General features: G+C 50.2%; 14 protein-coding genes. 3 read left to right on the forward strand and 11 right to left on the reverse strand.

From position 1 onward, the window contains the following. Positions 1–31: 31 nt before the first annotated feature. On the forward strand, positions 32–949 hold the full coding sequence (locus tag A5320_RS07175; protein ID WP_068062761.1) for a LysR substrate-binding domain-containing protein: 918 nt from the start codon (positions 32–34) through the stop codon (positions 947–949). 47 nt (positions 950–996) lie between these two features. Here the strand turns inward: A5320_RS07175 and A5320_RS07180 are convergent, their stop codons facing one another. The 4 genes from A5320_RS07180 to A5320_RS07195 all read right to left on the reverse strand — a co-directional run bounded on the left by A5320_RS07180 (position 997) and on the right by A5320_RS07195 (position 5,618). Continuing rightward, entirely contained in the window at positions 997–1,410 is a 414-nt protein-coding gene (locus A5320_RS07180) for an SRPBCC family protein (RefSeq protein WP_068062764.1), read from the reverse strand. Positions 1,411–1,500: 90 nt separating this feature from the next. Further along, a complete protein-coding gene (locus tag A5320_RS07185; protein ID WP_068062767.1) occupies positions 1,501–2,268 on the reverse strand; it encodes a VOC family protein in 768 nt (255 codons plus the stop codon). A 31-nt stretch (positions 2,269–2,299) separates the two neighbouring features. Further along, complete coding sequence (locus A5320_RS07190) at positions 2,300–2,737, reverse strand: putative quinol monooxygenase (protein ID WP_068062769.1); 438 nt, start codon at positions 2,735–2,737, stop codon at positions 2,300–2,302. A gap of 181 nt (positions 2,738–2,918) precedes the next feature. Further along, positions 2,919–5,618: an ATP-binding protein gene (locus tag A5320_RS07195; protein WP_157605687.1), complete on the reverse strand. Its 2,700-nt coding sequence runs from the start codon at positions 5,616–5,618 to the stop codon at positions 2,919–2,921. 453 nt (positions 5,619–6,071) lie between these two features. Between A5320_RS07195 and A5320_RS07200 the strand changes: the two genes are divergently transcribed. Then, positions 6,072–6,986, forward strand: a complete 915-nt coding sequence (locus A5320_RS07200; RefSeq protein WP_068062775.1) for a sensor domain-containing diguanylate cyclase — start codon at positions 6,072–6,074, stop codon at positions 6,984–6,986. Positions 6,987–7,031: 45 nt separating this feature from the next. On the opposite strand, the gene A5320_RS07205 is transcribed toward A5320_RS07200, so the two are convergent. After that, positions 7,032–7,316, reverse strand: a complete 285-nt coding sequence (locus A5320_RS07205; protein WP_068062776.1) for a hypothetical protein — start codon at positions 7,314–7,316, stop codon at positions 7,032–7,034. Positions 7,317–7,397: 81 nt separating this feature from the next. Further along, on the reverse strand, positions 7,398–7,685 hold the full coding sequence (locus A5320_RS07210) for a hypothetical protein (protein WP_068062779.1): 288 nt from the start codon (positions 7,683–7,685) through the stop codon (positions 7,398–7,400). A gap of 198 nt (positions 7,686–7,883) precedes the next feature. On the opposite strand from A5320_RS07210, the gene A5320_RS07215 reads away from it, so the two are divergent. Beyond that, the gene (locus A5320_RS07215; protein ID WP_068062782.1) at positions 7,884–8,243 is read left to right on the forward strand and encodes a hypothetical protein; all 360 of its coding nucleotides are present in this window, start codon (positions 7,884–7,886) and stop codon (positions 8,241–8,243) included. A 67-nt stretch (positions 8,244–8,310) separates the two neighbouring features. Here A5320_RS07215 and cysW read toward each other — a convergent pair whose 3' ends face one another. The 5 genes from cysW to A5320_RS07240 form a co-directional block, all read right to left on the reverse strand. Next, positions 8,311–9,216 (reverse strand): sulfate ABC transporter permease subunit CysW, encoded by a 906-nt coding sequence (gene cysW, locus A5320_RS07220; RefSeq protein WP_082971586.1) that lies wholly within the window; start codon positions 9,214–9,216, stop codon positions 8,311–8,313. After that, positions 9,213–10,055, reverse strand: a complete 843-nt coding sequence (cysT, locus tag A5320_RS07225; protein ID WP_231916666.1) for a sulfate ABC transporter permease subunit CysT — start codon at positions 10,053–10,055, stop codon at positions 9,213–9,215. The genes cysW and cysT overlap by 4 nt, the downstream gene beginning before the upstream one ends. Positions 10,056–10,419: 364 nt before the next feature. Next, a complete protein-coding gene (gene iadA, locus A5320_RS07230) occupies positions 10,420–11,607 on the reverse strand; it encodes a beta-aspartyl-peptidase (RefSeq protein ID WP_068062787.1) in 1,188 nt (395 codons plus the stop codon). Between the two features lie 12 nt (positions 11,608–11,619). After that, a complete protein-coding gene (locus A5320_RS07235) occupies positions 11,620–13,428 on the reverse strand; it encodes a cyanophycinase (RefSeq protein WP_068062790.1) in 1,809 nt (602 codons plus the stop codon). 71 nt (positions 13,429–13,499) lie between these two features. Continuing rightward, positions 13,500–16,475: a TonB-dependent receptor gene (locus tag A5320_RS07240; protein WP_068063101.1), complete on the reverse strand. Its 2,976-nt coding sequence runs from the start codon at positions 16,473–16,475 to the stop codon at positions 13,500–13,502. Positions 16,476–16,565: the final 90 nt, after the last annotated feature.

Here is a 16,565-nt window from a genome sequence, read left to right on the forward strand (position 1 = left end):
ATTTAAGATATGTTGCTGACAGTATATCTGGATGAAATACGATCTGAATTTATTCCCGGTTTTCCTCGCAATGATGGAAGAACGAAACGTCACCCGTGCTGCCGAGCGGCTTGGGATGACCCAACCTGCCCTGTCCAATGCGCTGACCAGGCTCCGCACACTACTCAAAGATCCGCTGTTTATCCGCGAGCGTTATGGCATGCAGCCGACACAAAAAGCGGAAGAATTGGCACCGATCATTGCCGCAGCTTTGGCCAGCATGGACGACGTTATTCTTGGCCAGCAAGACTTCGATCCGGCGAACACCAAACAACTCGTCACCATTGCCCCAAACAGCTATGTCGAGTTTGTGCTGATGCCGGCCATCGTGGCGCAGCTACGCGACAGAGCGCCAGGGATCCGACTGCGGCTGACGCCCTTTGGCACGGATTTAGCCGAAACAGGGGTAATTTCAGGATCAACGACCATGGTGATTGGCCGTATCACCGAACCACCGGATAATCTGGTGGTGCAACATCTGATGGATGATGGTCTTGCTTGTGTGGTGCGCGCGGATCACCCCACCATCTCCGATCAGATTTCGGTCGCTCAGTACGAGCACCTGAAGCATGTCAATATGTTACCGCCGGGGCGGTTAAAAGCGGGTTTATTTCAGCTGCTGGAGCGCAAAGGCTTAAAACGCGAAGTGGTGGTTTCAGTGACACATTTTCTGGCCATTCCGGAAATTATTGCCGTCACCGATTACTGCGCCACGATCCCCCGCCAAATCTGTTTACGGCTAGCGTCAGATCCGCGGTTAAAAGTGTTACCAGCCCCGGTTGATTTAGGCACCTTCCCGGTCGAAATGGCCTGGCACGTGCGCTACCGGCACGATCCAGCGCATCGATGGTTGCGTACGCTTATTACTGAAATAGCGACTAACACTGCGGCAAGTGTAGCCGCGCTTTAACAAAAAACTACAGCCAAAACAGCCGCTAACTGCAATAGGCTCCCCCTTCATTTTTCACAGAAATGCTGTCGCAATGCATCCAGACCTCCCTCGTAAATACCCTGGATCAATTCGATGGCATCTTCGTCCGGAATACCCATGGCGTTAAATTCGCCTGACCATTCCACCCGGACGTTATCCGAAACTGATTTAACCTGCATCGCCGATACATAGTTCGCCACCGGAAAAGGTGTCTCCAGAATTTGGTAACTAAAAGTCATCGCTTTTTCGTCAAAAGTTAACAGTTGTTCGACGATAATTCCGCCAACAATGGTCTGAAGGCGGCGAAGCCGCCCACCACCTTCCAGAGCTGAATGTGAAACGTAAGGCAGCCACTGTGGCAACGAATTAAAACCGCCAAGCAACTGCCAGACGCTGGCTGCTGGGGCAGGAATATCGACAAACGCGAATGCTGTTAGCACTGGACTTCCCCGTGTTTACCAACCCAACACCAGCAACCCGGTTGGCATAGCTGGCTTGTTGTAAAATAACCCCTAAACCTAAATAAATTGCTATTTGATGTTCTGGTATTTTTGATCATGAGCTTGTTTGGCTTGTTCAAATAATTGCTTCACAGGTGCTTTCACCTGATTAAATTCGAGCTGCTCGCCTTCCGGCCCTTTGCAATAAGCCAAAGCCCAGCCATTGGATTTGCCTTCGGTAATTTCTAAGGCGTTGCCTTCGACTGGCGCCTTGAGTCGCTCGTTTTCAGACGTGGCCAATACATTGCGATTGCAACGAACATTGTTCATCCCCAGTGCTTTTGCTTCTTTTTCCAAATCAGCGATAAATTGATCAAAATCCGCATCCTCTTTAATTTGAAACGACACATGCATATTGGTCGGAAAGGAGGGGGCGGTATTTTCGTGGCCGGGCGCAAAGGTTCCTTCAGTCCAGGGTTGCTGCACCGCATCACGATATTGCAGCAGTTCGACCACAACATTTTTAAACTGAATAAACACCACATCAAGTCGCTGGTCGCCACTGCGTAAATTGGGGACACCAATAGCACGAGGGTTTACACCTCGCGCTTTTGCATTTAAATCATCAATCTGCATCAAGGTGTTATGAATTTGATCGCCTTGAAAATCGCCATCCCGCATCACTTCAGTTCCCCCTAAAACCTGGGTATAGAACTTGTGGGCCCGGTCAATATTTTTAACCGTAATCCCAAAATGTTGTACACCATCCATCCGGGCTGCAACTGAGCTTGCAGCCTCGGCGAAGTAAGGTGTGATACTGCACGACACAAGAACCAGCGTGACATATGGTGCTTTCATTTTCGCGCGCCTCCGAAGTAAACCGGCTTTGTTAATTTTGAGGTGCGACTATATCCACACCAGACTCAACAAAATGAAATGGTGTGGCCACCAACTGCACTGAGGCCAACTCTCCGACAATTTTCGCCCATGCTGAAACATGAGATGACTGCACATGAAAGTCGAACGCCGCTTTATCATCAAAGTGTTCGTACCACATAAACTGCAGCGGATTTTGGTGCGACTGATGCAGCTGATAAATCTTCAGCCCGGCTTCGGCCCGACTTTTTTCGATTAACGGCAGTGTTTCTTGTACGAACTGTGCAAAATGCTGTGGCTTGACCGTAATGGTCGCCATCACCACATAGGTTGATGCAGGCTTGTTTTGGCTTAGCGATTTCTCCGCCGCAACTGCAATATTGCCTGCTCCATTCAGCAGCAAAGCGATACCAACAAGAACAAAGCCGGCTAGTTTTAACCTGATCATCATGATGAGCCTCCTCTTCAGATGTTCCGCTTGTTGTGACGTGACTCGAGCTAATCAGGCTATAAATGTAGGGGCTATCACGAAACTGAGGAAGTTAAGAGATGTTAAATTCAGTGAAGTCTTGGGCAACAAAACGATGGCTGATTTCGCAGTAATTGGCAGGGTTCCAACTTGCTTGATCTGCTTAGCCGGAATGCTTCATTGGAATGTGTAGCCGGAACATGGTAAATCTGATTTTTTGCTCCCAGCCAGTCGCCGCTTGATGCTGTGCACAGGTTAATGCCTGCCGCAGAAGCTCATCCACAGCCGCCTGATCAGGTTCATGCATGCTCATGATGACTTCAACTTTTGTTCTGAACAAATCGGCCAGGTTATAAATACCGCCGGTTTTTTCCGCCAAATTGATGGCTTCATCGATGGTACACAGTGCCTGCTGCTGAAGGTCATTACTGCAAAGCGCTTCGGCCAGAGCTTGCAAAGCATCCACTCTGACAACACTCATCTTCGGTGGCACTAACATATCAACGGTGTGCTGCAGATGAAATTGCGCGGCAGTCATCTCCCCTTTGCTGTGCGACAGCAACCCTTGCAAAAAATGAATGACCAGATGACGAACGGCCATTTTATAGTCACTTGCCGCATTATCCATCTCCTGGATCAGATGTTCACTCAATGCATACAACTTATTACTTAGCAAAATTGGAAAACACAAAGTTGCACATAAATAAAAAGAATCCGGGTGGTATCTGCTATCGTCGATAGCGGCAAGCGCTTGCTGCACCGCGATATCTGCTTGCCCCATCATCCAACTAGCTCGGGCTGTCGCAAGATTTGCCACAATCCGTTCCTTTGCTTCGAAATACCGCAATGGCTGCCGATTCACCAATGCTTGTGCTGTTGCAAAATGCTCAGCCGCAACCGCCTGTTGACCAAGGAAATGTTCGGATGAGCCAAGCATCCAGTGCATGATGACGGTTTCATGCTGATCGCCACACTTTAGCGCTTCATTGGCATATTGTTTCGCTACCAGCAATGAATCTTCAAACCTGCCATTGGCCATCATTGCCAGATGGAGCCCAGCCATAAAATGAAATATTGACGGCATGTCCTGCAACAAACGAGCAAGTTGCAGGCCCCGCTCCACGACATTCGTCATCTCGCCGTCGTAATCACCCGCTGAGTAATAGGTAATTGCTAACGATGCCAGCAAACTGAGTTCAGTATCGGTGGCCTGGTGTGACGCTGGCAGCAGACTTAATGCCCTTTCACAGCAGCTTTTACTCTCCCGCAGTAAACTCAGCTCCAAAAATAATGGAGCGGCCATACAGCTGATTTCGGATGCGAGACCTAAATCCAGCCCCGTTGTATATGACCATTTTAGTGCGGCTCTGATGTTGCCAATTTCCGGGATCTGCTTTGCCCTAATGTCGTGTTGATTGCTTATCGACTGTTCGCCAACAAACTGCCGCAGTTGTCCGGCATAATAAAGCGCGTGCCGATAGGCAATTTGATCTTTGTCGGGATGGCGTGATAGCCGGACCAATGCAAATGCTTTGGTCGTTTCAAACAGTCGGATCTGCGTTTGATCATGAGAAAAACTAACAGTAACTAGAAATTTATCAGCAAGGTTAGCAATAGCCTCGTTCACGGCGAAAGTGTCATTCTGGACATCTGACACAACGGCAACGGCGGCGTCTATCGAGAATTCTCCATTAAAAATGGCCAGTCGGTACAAGACCTGCTGGTCTCGCTCCGCCAACAAGTTATGGCTCCAGCCAATCATCGCCTCTACCGTTTGCTGTCGTGGGCATACGTCACGACGCCCTTGCCAGTGCAAAGCGAACTGATTTGACAGTAATTCTGCTAAACCTTTGATGCCATAAGTCGCAACCCGGCTAGCTACCAAACCAATTGCGTGTGGGTTGCCATCGAGTCGCTGACAAAGTTCAGCAACATCAGGTGCATCCACGTCATTCAGATGGTATTGAGCGCCGCCTTCATTTGCCCTAAGCATAAAGAGCTGAATTGCCGGCCAAAGCAAGGCTTGTTGTGCCGTCAGTACGGCAGTTTGGGGTGGTGTTAATAAAGGGCGCACCAGATAAACAAACTCATGCTGGGCTCTAAAAGCCTCACGGCTGGTCACGAGTATCCTAATCGCTGTGGTTTTTTCCATAATCTGCGCACAGATGCAGGTGATTTCAGCAAGCAAATGTTCGCAATTATCCAGCAGGACCAGTGCTTTTTTGGTTGCCAGAAATTCCAGCAGTCCCGGCAACAGATCTGCACCAGAAGTTTTGAAGCCAAACGCTAACGCCAAAGCAACTTCGGCAGTCTCGGCGCAATTCACGGTACTCAAATCGACAAAAAATGCTGCTTCGTTCAGTTTTTGCGACAGTTCGTGTGCAACCCTTAAGGCCAACGTTGTTTTACCAGCGCCAGCTGCGCCAACCAGAGTCACCAGGCGATGCTGCAATACCAGTTCGGAAAGCTCTGAGATACATTGCTGCCTGCCGACGATCTCCTGCTGCGGCATCGGTATTTGCATTAATGCCGAAACCGGCTGCGGTGAAACCAGCACCACTGACTCCACAAAACTGTAACCCCGCCCAGCCACACTGGCGATGTAGCGTTTATCAGCACAGCAGTTTTCCAGTACCCGCCGGATGTTCGCCACTTGTACCCGCACATTACTTTCTTCAACAATGGAATGCGGCCAGGCTACCTGTGTAAGTTCCCGCAATGTCAGCACATCACCTTGCGCACTCACCAATGCCGCCAGAATATCAAAAGCGCGACTCCCCATCCGGATATTGCAGCCGTTGTATTGCAAAATCCTGGCACTGGGGCACAACAAAAAGGCACCAAACTGGAAGGCGTTTGTCATGAAGTCCTCATCTGGCACTTCGGTTAACACACTGAGCCGGCAAAAGGTTAATCAACCTTTCTTTTCATATCAGCAGTTTAGTTAATACTTTTCGACATCGTCAATGCACTAGCCAAAAGTGAAAACAACCTCATAAACATTCAGATAATTGTCGCCACTGACCCAAAATCTTGTGGTTGCAACTAGCGCAATCTGCCTTTTCTAATCGCATATCATCGCCGGTTGCTGGCAAGTTCTGCCATGAGTTTGCCTATGGATTTGCAGTGCGGTCATCACAGAAAGAGAAGCTAGCTATACTAAAGCCAATAAGTGATTGGACAGGGTCTGATTAACAGCAAAATTTATCAAACAATGCTGAACAACCCTAGCTAAGCAATTGAATTAATATCAAATGCATAAATTTCTAAACGCTATTTTGTACATTGGGTTCAAGACTGCTGCAGGAGCCATTAGGTGGAAATAGATATTCATTTGACCACGCCCGATTTAGGCCAGGATGCGATGAGCGTTTTTTATTCAGTAGTGCAAGAATCACATGATGTGGTCATTATCACCGACCAATCCGGGCTGGTACGGTTTTGGAACAAAGCAGCTTGCCGTATGTTTGAATATGATGTGCAAGATGCGATTGGCAAAGACTTTCACGATCTCATTTGCCCGGAACATCTGCGGGATCAGGCAAAAAAATCAATACTGCGATTTATTCAAAGTGCTGGCACAGCAAATACCGGTATGGTTGGTAAGACAGTCACACTACCGGCCATTCGTAAACTAACGCACAAGCCGTTTTATGTCGAATTGAGTATTTCGTCGATGACCGACGCTAACAGAAAATTATGGATTTACGCATTTTTAAGAGATGTCACGACCCGGGTACTCAATGAACAAGCGCTGCAACATCAAGTCCATTCAGACGAACTCACCAAAATCGCCAATCGCCGTGGATTTCAACATCATCTTGAGCACAACGCAGGTCAAGCAGTCACCTTATGCCTGTTTGACCTGGACCACTTTAAAAAAGTGAATGACAGTTTTGGCCACGATGTCGGAGATACAGTGTTGTTCTTTTTTGCGCAGCATTTTTTGCAAAAACTTCCTGGAGCCATTGTTGTTGCCCGTAATGGTGGAGAAGAGTTTTCAGCCCTTTATCCAGGTAACGATGTCAAAGCTGTCATCGTTGAAATTGAGTCTGCAAAGGCGTCTTATCAACAGAAGTTTTTAGCAGAAATGACCATCCCGCTTTGTACTTTCTCCGCTGGTGTTTCCACCACACCGATGCTGGATAGCCACAGGGTACTTTTGAAAAACGCTGATGTTGCACTTTACAAAGCGAAAGCAAATGGCCGAAATAGAATAGAAATTATCTGACTCAGGAATTCGGCTTTACGGTGGTCTGCACTTAACTCAACTGGACTAAGTACGAACCGCCACACCGGCAATTTCAGTTACCGTTTTTGGTTCTGCCCGTTCGATAATTTTCACCAGCACCGATTGGATCGTCTCATCTTCCCGCACATCGCTGCTACCACTAAATTTTTGCACTTGCGCTTCAGCACCAGCTTCCGCCAGAAAAGTCACATCCACTTCGGTGGCACAATCGGCAGTAGCGCCAAAATAAGCCAATGAAATCAGAGGATAACCATCAAAACCCTTTTTCACTTGTTTCGCGATACGTTTTTTAGCTTTATCCAGATTCATGTTTTTTCCTGTGGTGGGATGGCTGAAGATCAGTGTACCTGAATGTTTGAATTGCGACTGTGGTAACTGAGCTGGTCATTATTAAGAGGCATGAGTTCGCAACTTTTTAACCAGATAAGTGAACAATCCAACGATGCAAAACACGACAACAAATTGCCCGAATAGCAACAAAATCAGTTTTGGCCAAAAGTTTATTTCTTCGGTAAACAACGGATGCCAGATGTAAACAAGCGTCAAATTACCCGGAAACAGTAGCACCTGAAAACCCGGCATCGGACCGCCCCAGTAATCCCAAAGATTCCAACTAAGCGTAAAAGCAACCAAGCCAATCACTACTGCTGCGATACCGGCATAAACGGCTATTGTCATTGTGTGATACTTAATCATAGCCCCCAAAACCAGTTTTTCTCAAAAGCCAAAGCACCCACAAGAATGTTGTTTTCATCCTCTGTGATAATTCAAACTATCTGCTTTTAACCTTAGATTCAACCGCGTATCCACATTGGTTATTGGTGATTCACAACCACTCAGGCATACTGCCGCCAAAACACTTCCAAGGAGAAACAAATGCAAAACGCCGTGCGTTATCTGGGGTATTTTTTTGTGCTGAGTTATTTGCTGGTGCTGGCGTATGTTGCGTTGACCAGCCAAAGCCTGTATCAGGGACAATGGCATTTACAGTATGCGCTGGCGAGTCTGGGTCTGGCGTTGTTAGTGAAATTTGTGCAAAGCAGTACTGTTCAGGCCGTGATGTTTGCCACGATGTTATTGCCGCTGGTTAAAATGGTATTGCTGCCAAGCGAACAAGCCTTTACCACCACCGCTGTTGGCAGCTTTAATCTATTATTTTTAATCAGTTATCTACTGGTGATTTATCAAATCGTCAAATTGAAAAAGCAGAACCGCCAGCAAAAATCCGATTTGTAACATTTGGGGTCAGAGTCAATTGTTAATAATTTTCTGTTAACAATTGACTCTGACCCCGATGTTAACATTATTCCACTGCCCGCAATTTAGCGGCTTCTTCGTAGTCTTTGGCGGCACGCCATTGCAGCGTGCTTTTCAGTACCAAGGTCAGCAGCGCCAGTAAGGCTAACAAGGACGACACGGCAAAAGCGGCAGCAAACTGATATTCGTTGTATAGAATTTCAATATGCAGCGGCATGGTGTTGGTTTGTTCACGGATTTTCCCCGACACCACCGACACCGCGCCAAACTCGCCCATGGCACGGGCATTACACAAAATGATGCCGTATAACAGCGCCCATTTTATCGAAGGTAAAGTCACCAGCCGGAAGGTCTGCCAGCCACTGGCACCAAGCGTCAGCGCGGCTTCCTCTTGCTCGCGGCCTTGCTCCTGCATTAGTGGAATAAGCTCGCGCGCCACAAAAGGAAAGGTGATAAAAATAGTAGCCAGCACGATGCCAGGTACGGCAAACATCACTGCAAAATCGTGATCATTCAGCCATTCGCCCCACCAGCCGCGGGCGCCAAACAACAACATAAAACATAAACCGGCGATCACCGGCGACACCGCAATCGGTAAATCAATCAGCGTGATCAATAGCTGTTTGCCACGAAACTGGAACTTAGCGATAGCCCAGCTGGCTCCCAAACCGAAAATCACATTACAAGGCACGGCAATAGCTGCTGCCAGCAAGGTAAGTTTGATCGCATGCGCAGCAGCCGGTTCGGTAATAGAAGCTACATAAACCTGCCAGCCTTTGGCAAAAGCTTCACCAAAAACAATCACCAGCGGTAATAACAAAAACAGCGTGAGAAAACCTAAAGCCAGGGTCGTCAACAGCACCTTTAGCCACAACGGCTCGGCGGTGGCCTGGCGGATTGTTATGCGAGTACCAATGCGGGTATTGGTTTGATCTGCAACAGCTGAACTCATTTTGCACCTCCGTGCCGATGGTTGCTCCAGTGTTGCAACAGGTTGATCAGTAGCAATAATAAGAATGAAATTAACAGCATCACCGTGCCAAGCGCCGCGGCACCAGCGTAATCGAACTGCTCAAGCCGGGTCATGATTAATAGCGGTGTGATCTCGGTTTTAAACGGCATATTGCCGCTGATAAACACCACCGAACCGTATTCGCCAATGGCGCGGGCAAAGGCCAGCGCAAAACCAGTTAATAATGAAGGCAGCAATGCCGGGAATATCACCCGGGCGAAGGTTTGCAAACGACTGGCACCAAGGCTGGCTGCAGCTTCTTCCAATTCTTTTTCAACATCTTCCAGCACCGGCTGCACCGTCCGCACCACAAAAGGCAGGCCGATAAACACCAGCGCCAACGTCACCCCAAAAGCTGAATACGCCACTTTAATCCCGGCGGCATGGAAGAATTGGCCAATCCAGCCATTCGGCGCATACAAGGCCGTCAATGCAATACCGGCAACAGCGGTCGGTAAGGCAAAAGGTAAATCGACCAGCGCATCGATGACTTTTTTGCCCGGAAAGCTGTATCGCACCAGCACCCAGGCCACCAGCAAACCAAAGACTAAATTAATCGAGGCCGCGACAAAAGAAGCACCAAAGGTTAAGCGATAGCTGGCAATCGCCCGCTCACTCGCCACCACCTGCCAGAACTCGTCCAGGCTCAGCTCAAAGGTTTTTAATACCAGCGCTGACAGCGGTAAAAATACGATCAGGCTTAAGTAAAAAATACTAAAGCCCATCGACAGGCCAAAACCCGGTAATACCGATTTTTTACGTTTCGAAAAAAAGGCCAAAATGAACCCCATGCAGTTGGTTGTGCTCTGGTGTAGTGGGACGCTCGGACATTCCGCAACTAACGAAACCGGTCAAGGCGATCTTTCACTTTCAGATATTCAGACGTCTGAACACCCAGTTATATAGGTGTCAGACTAATGCAAATTGGCAGGGATAAAAAGAATCAAAAAGTGCTTCGGTATAACAAAAAGACATATATACCCGTCATCCTTGACGTTGTAGGGTTGTTGGCCGCGCTCATTCACTGGAGCGCCAGCCCGGCCCATCGCATAGACAGCTATGCTCATGGGGCTTCACTCACTTGCCGCGGTTCCACCGTGGCCTCTACAACGTCAATGATTTTGGGTATATTGCCAGACAACGTCAAAGACTCTGGGCCACTACAGGCCCAACTTTGGCGCCAACAATCGGCAAAGTGCCATCGCTATACAACCATTTACCCTGCGCCATCACGGCGCGGATCTGCAAGGAATCGCGATCCAACAACACCAGATCGGCATCGCCGCCAACTTTTAAGCGGCCTTTTTGTGGCAGTTTTAACACCCGCGCTGGATTTTCGGTGATGACGGAAAGTGCAGTGGCAATGGGCACACCGAGTTGAATCGCGGCAACCACTTCTTCAAACAAGCTGGCAATCCGCCCTTCGCCCAGACTGATAAAGTTATTATCACTGTCAAATTCCGGCAACGAGGCATTAGCATCGGAAGAAAAAGTGATCTGCGACAGTGGCACGCCGGCGGCTAAGGCTTGCTGTAACGCCAACGCGCATTGCACTTCACCTTGCGCCAGATCCTGTGCCGTGGTGCTGGTAGTAAAATCGATACAGCCACCGGCTTTGGCAAAAGCAAAACCCTGCGCCAGTAGCGCTGGATTACGATTGATATGGGTTGGATAAAACTGCGCCAGCGGAATATCGGTGGTCGCGGCCACTTGATGTAACAACGTCAAACCGGCCGGGGCTGAACCCACATGTACACTGACCACGCCCGCTTTGCCCGCCAGCATGCCACCAACCCGTGCCTGTGATGCCAGCCGCGCCAGTTCCTGTACCGTGGGCTGGGACGAGCGGTGATCTGCTATCGCTACTTCACCGACGCCAATAAATTTGTCGATCAGCACCAAATCTTCCAGCGCATCGGCAAATAAAGTGCGGGCCGGAATTTGATAAGATCCGGTGTAACAATAACAACTTAAACCCGCTTCGTTCAGCGCCGCCGCTTTGGCCAATAAATTAGTGAGGGTGCGGGTAATCGCATCGGTGCCAAGCACGCCCACCAGCGTCGTGACGCCAGCACGCATCGCGTCGGCTGGGTTCAGTTCGCTGGTGCGGGTGCCAAAACCACCTTCACCACCGCCGCCAATAATATGCGCCAGACTGTCGACAAAACCCGGCACCAGCAAGCAGCCGCTGGCGTCCAGCACCTGCACAGCTTCACCCTGCAGGCTGATATCCGACGCGATGGCCGCAATACGGTTGCCCGCTACCAGCAGTTGTTGGCTACCAAGTTCGGCGGGGGCATAAATTTCAGCGTTCCGGATCAGCGTAATCATCGGTTTTATTCCTTACAAATCATCAGGAGCTGCCGGTAACACCTGAAGCGTCAACGGTAATTGCAGATAACGCCAACGGCCATCCTGGCGCTGACAAGCGATCACTGGCGTTGCTTCCGCCAGCCAACGACGCTGATCAACCGGCGCATAAGTCTCGGGGTCAACCTGCGTGCCGGGCAGCTTTGGTTGCTCTGGAACACAGCGCAGCCGCGCCTGTGTTACGCCTTGCGAAAAACTCATAGTGTCGCCAGCTAACAACCGGCTGGCGACTAAACCTGTCGCCTGCCAGTGCAAGGCTGGATTTGGTTTTGCAACAGCGCTGGCTTTACTGGCATCTAAAATCCACACCCCGCCCTGACCCATCACCTGCAACTCCGCGCCATCGTCGGCAAAAAAATTGGCCCGTAGCACGGTTGCTTCATCGACACCAAAACCAAAATCGGTATCAGTGTCCAGTAATAATCGGCTTAACCGCCCTTCGCGTTCCCGCTCGCGAAAATGGGTGTCTGCCACGCCGAGGCTGAAACTGCGCAGTCCACCATCCGCTTTATAGGTGAGGTAGCCGGCAGCGGCTTTGGCGGTACAACGTTGAAGCAACTGGCACAATGGCGCATCCGGCACGTCGGCAATAGCGCCAAATTGCAGGGCTTTGCTGGTACGGCCGCCACTGAGCATCGGAATCGCCGGTTTGCCTGGGATTGCTGTTATGCGGCCAGACTGCACCGCAGTACCGGCGCTGGAACCCGCCAGCGGCATGCCTGCAGCAATTTTTTGCTGTAACAATTTGCCAAGCGCGGTGAATTCACCGGCTTGAGAACCTGCGGAAAATTGCAGACTGCGCATCGTCAGCGACTGATCGCCACCGTTAATAAAGACCGCATCAGCGTTTTGCAGCATAGCGGCCATTTTTTCCGGAGCCAGACACAACTGCAGCTGATAAGCCGCCAGCTCCGGATAACGGGCGTTGCGGTTGTATTGGCCATTATGAATAAACCGCTGCTGATTGATGTCGGCGCATTGCTGTTGCCGCATTGTTGGATCTGCCTGGGCGGAGATTTCGGTGAACGCAGGTTCAAGTGGCAGCCACACCGCATCAGCGCCCGCAGCTGTAAATAGCTGTAGATAGTAATCAACCCACTGCAGCGGATCATTGGACGAAGCCGTAAGCAACACCAGCTTTGGTTTACCGTCTGCGCTAAATTTGCCTTGCGCCACGCCGCGGCTTTTTGCTGAAGCGACAAAAGCTTCAAACATCTCACGCACATAAGGCGCTATGCCCGGGTAAAACAGCTGCATCGGCGCTGTGCTGCCATCGGCAAGGGTGGGTCGTTGTTCAAACCAGTCATCCAGCAGATTTTGTTCGTCGTCGGCTAAATCCAGCACTGCAAATTCGATGAGCCAGGCCGCTTCCGGCCAGCTTTTCTCAGGGGTCGCCGCGAGCAACTGGTGAAGTTTATCCATTACCGCAGCTTTACGCTCAACCGCAGCTGGCCAGCCGGGCAATGCCTGCAGCGCTTCGATGGTTGAAGCAGTTAACAAAAAGCTTTTTTCGCGAAAGGCCTGAGTCACTTTAAAATGACGCTCCGCAGCCGCTCGCTGTGACGCCTCACAATATTGCGGCTCCACGCTGGAACAAATCGGTTCGCCGCCACCAAACAACCAAAGCTCTTTGCCAACGCCGATATTTTTTGCAGGTGAAGGGTTATTGGCTGCAATTGGCGCTTTAGGCACTGCATCATCGGCCGCGCGCAAGTTGTTTGCCACGAGCAAAGGACCAGTCGCCACCACCAGCAGCACGCAGGTTACATATCGCAATTTCATCAGAAACATCCTGAAAAAAAGCCGGTAGAACGACACTAGGACAAGCATCGAACCACCGGCAGGCAGAAATTTTAGAACGAATAACGCGCCGTCAACCGCACTGAACGACCGGTCTGGTAATTCAGGTCGTGCAGGAAATTCGGGTTCTGACCTTCATCTTCCAGCGACAAATCACCTTGTTCGTCAAATTCTGTGACACGCTGCGTATTGAGCAGGTTGAACACTTTTAGTTGCAGCAACAGACCTTGCGCCCACTGCGGGTTATACGACACCCCGGCATCTACACTGTAGGTCCATGGCGTACGGCCAAACTGGCCACGGTGCGTCAACACTTGCTCACCGGCTTCATTGCGGCAATACAGGCTGGATGCGGCGTAACGTTCAAACACTTCATACTCCGGATCGTCAACATCAAACGGTGTATAACCAAAACAGTTCAATGGCCGGCCCGATTGCAGCAGGAAATTCGCCGACAGTTCCAGTTCGTCCGTCACTTCATAACCACCAAACAATTTCAGCGTATGACGCCGGTCATTCGACAGATATCCGTCAGTGCCATCGACAAACACCTTATGGTCAAAATCGTTGGTTAAACCAGGCGATTCTGCTTCCAGCCAGCTGTTCACCAGGCCTTCGCTGTTGCCTTTGCTTTTGGCATAGACATAACTGCCCTGTACAAACCAACCATCCTGACGTGACCTTTCCCAGAAAAACTCCAGTGCCTGATAAGTCCGTTTGTATTCATCCAGTTGCAGATAGCTGTTCGGCACTGTCACGCGTTTCAGCACGCCATCGGCGGCCACGTCCATATCCATTTGTAAGTCGCGGCCTGGGTTTAAAATAATGCAGCTGGCCAGCGTATCCGGGTCAAAATCGTTGTAACCCTGATCTTCGGCAAATTCGATAAAGGCCTGGCGGCCACAATAGTCATCCACGCCGTTTTTCACTTCACGGGCGATAAACTTTACGCCACCGGTCCAGTTATCAAATAACTCACGTTGATAGCCAATAATCAGCTCGTCCTGCAGCATCGGCTCTAAATCGGCCGAAGCGACAGTGGCAGGTTCCGGCGAAGTGCTGCGGCCACTTTCCAGCGTTTCACCAAGTTTGGTACCCAACTGACGTGGCGCGCGGGTCACTGGATCAACAGTGCCATCAAACAGATAATATTCGGTGGTCACCGACTGCCAGTTGGAGGCACGGATATTGGTGTTAGCAGCAATTGGAATAAAATAACGGCCGGCATTGGCGAAGACTTTGGCGCTGCCATCCCCATTCACGTCCCAGGCAAAACCCAGTCGTGGCGCCAACATATCTTCGGCATCGACAAAGGAAATGCCATCGCTGTTCAGGTTGTCAAACGACTCATTACGCAAGCCGGCGTAAATCAGCATGTCGTCATTCAGTTGGAAACTATCTTCAAGATAAATCGCCGAGTTTTTCACTTCATAGCTGCCGGACGGCGTTTCGCGCATCCGCTTGCGCACCACATGAGCGCCTGCCGCGACATCTTCGCCATTCCAGCTGTCTTCAAAATCGACCGGGGTATAAATGCGGTAGAACACCCCGCCGGAATAGGTGGTACCAGCGCGGGCTGAGGTAAAGGTTTCGTTGTCATAGCCAAAACGGATGGTATGGCTGTCCAGCACCCATTCGGCGTCGACGCGCAGCGCTTCCCGCTCATCCGTATCCGGACCGAAGTTCAGCGTGCGGATATTGATGTCGTTCCAGCAGCCAACATCAATTACATCATCAGTGTCCTGATCATAAATATCGACCAACGGACATTCATTGCCCGGCAGCGGATCTGGTGTGCTGTAAGCGGCATCACTTTTCAGCGAGCCATACATCAGACCGAGCGTGAAATTTTCCGTCAGGTGGCCGGTGTATTTGCCGATGAGGATATTACCGCCGCTACGCTCGCTATATTGGGTACGCAGATTGCCGTGCTTACCGGTAAAAAAGGCGTCGTCCGGATTCAGATAAGTGGTGTAATCGCGCTCTTCTACGTTACGAATACCGGTAAACTCCAGAATATGTTCGCCAGTGATATACCAGTCAAGTTTCATCAGGCCATTGGGCGAATCGTTTTCCATCCGGCTGCTGCGATCAGAGCTAAATGAATCGGATTGGTCTTGTTTACCTTCAATTAAACTGTAAAAAAACAGCTTGTCTTCGATCAGCGGCCCCCCGCCCGACAAGCTGTAAGAAAGCTGATCCGTTTCATCGGCTGAACGGTAAGCTGAATAATAATTGCGATCGTCCGGGCTAGTGCCACTGCGACTGACCACATCTTTACCATGGGCCGCCAGCGACGAAGGTTCCCACACGGTGGACGCATTAAATTTCCACTCGTTACTGCCACGTTTGGTCACCACGTTAATCACGCCGCCTAAGGCCCGGCCGTATTCAGCACCAAAACCACCGGTTTTCACTTGTTGCTCGCCAATAGCGTCAAAGGGTACCCGGCCATAAGATAAAAAAGTACGGGCGTTGGTGACATCAAAGCCATTGATGTAATAGCCATTTTCGGCCACTGAAGCACCGCCGAAGGATGCTAGTTTGCCAAAACCGGAATCGCCGCGCACGGTGCCGGGCGCCAACATTGCCACATCGCTGATGTCACGGCCAATCGGCAGTAAATCTAACTGCGCCGCGGTAAACACGGTGCTGGATTCCACCGACGAGGTATCGATGGGGTTAATGCTGGAACCAGCGACCGCGATGCGTTCAATCTGATCGGCGCCGAAGCTGACTGAAGTCCCGGTACCCAGCGCCACCGATACTTCCCGATTGACGCCATTGGCGCTGACCTGATAGCGGCCACTTGGTAATTGTGAAAAGTTAAACCGGCCATTGTTGTCGGCTTTCAGTTGGCGTTGCAGTCCGGTGTCGAGGTTTTTCACCGACACCACAGTACCTTGTTCGGTCTGACCAAAAATCGAGCCCACCGACAAATCGGCGTGGGCCACACTGTGTCCGAGCGCCATGCTGATCACGGCGGCGAGCACTGAACGCGATAGTGTCTTTAACTTTGGATGTTTCATACGGTCGCTCCCACGGATCACTGGCTGATATTTATTAAAATCAATGCCTTTATTATTTTTGGGCTTGCAGCTGGGTCGGTATTGCTGAAA

This window comes from Rheinheimera sp. SA_1 (assembly GCF_001669775.1).
GTDB lineage: Bacteria > Pseudomonadota > Gammaproteobacteria > Enterobacterales > Alteromonadaceae > Pararheinheimera.